This window comes from Bartonella sp. TT29SHDZB (assembly GCF_042193395.1).
Classification (GTDB): Bacteria; Pseudomonadota; Alphaproteobacteria; order Rhizobiales; family Rhizobiaceae; genus Bartonella.
Genome location: NZ_JBHILQ010000130.1, coordinates 1 through 721, shown reverse-complemented (window position 1 = coordinate 721; position 721 = coordinate 1). Strand labels below are relative to the sequence as shown.

The 721-nt window shown below is 39.7% G+C and carries 2 protein-coding genes; both read left to right on the top strand.

Translation table 11 applies throughout. The features are described from left to right. Positions 1–199: 199 nt before the first annotated feature. Positions 200–400, top strand: coding sequence for an AlpA family transcriptional regulator (locus ACFIJJ_RS09965; RefSeq protein ID WP_011180791.1), 201 nt, complete (start codon positions 200–202; stop codon positions 398–400). A 97-nt stretch (positions 401–497) separates the two neighbouring features. Further along, positions 498–721: virulence-associated protein E (locus tag ACFIJJ_RS09960; protein WP_375646840.1), on the top strand; the 224-nt coding region annotated here is incomplete at its 3' end.

Here is a 721-nt window from a genome sequence, read left to right as displayed (position 1 = left end):
GTGCATAACCCCATGATCTGTGGATAACTTTCTCTCTCTTCTCTCTCATTCTCTCTCAATAAGACTCATAACGTATCACATCAGAAATTGTATGATAAAATATTGTTTTCTATAAATAAAACATCTTTCCAAATGAACCAAAATGTGGTTAATAAATAGTTATGATTTGTTACCATTTTTTGATAGAAAGGATTTTAGTATGACAGAAAATGATATTCTTTTGACAGACCGTGAAAGTGCAAAATTGCTTCATATGAGTGTCTCAACATTCCGCCGTCATGTAACCAATGGCTCTCTCCCAAAACCTTTAAAATTTGGTTTTTTGTCCCGTTGGTTACAATCGGATCTTATCAATGTCATCGAGCAAGCAAAACAGCAACGTCAAAGTGACGCGGCATAAAAAAACCTTGTCGCGTAAGGACGGACAAGGCTTTCTCAAACTCATCACCCTAGAGATAGCACAATCCGTCCTATGACGCAACGTTATAGGATTTAAAATGATGTGTTCTTTTAAGAATGCGCAAGGTATCACACGTGCCTTGCGTGGTACTTGGCATGGGCGTTATGGAACAGCCCGTTGCCCTGCTCATGATGATAGGCTGCCTAGCTTATCCCTTGCCAATGGACATGATGGGCGTCTTTTACTCTATTGTTATGCTGGCTGCTCTTTTAGAGAGATCATACAAGCGCTCATTAGAATTGGCTTGCTTGGAAAACAAGC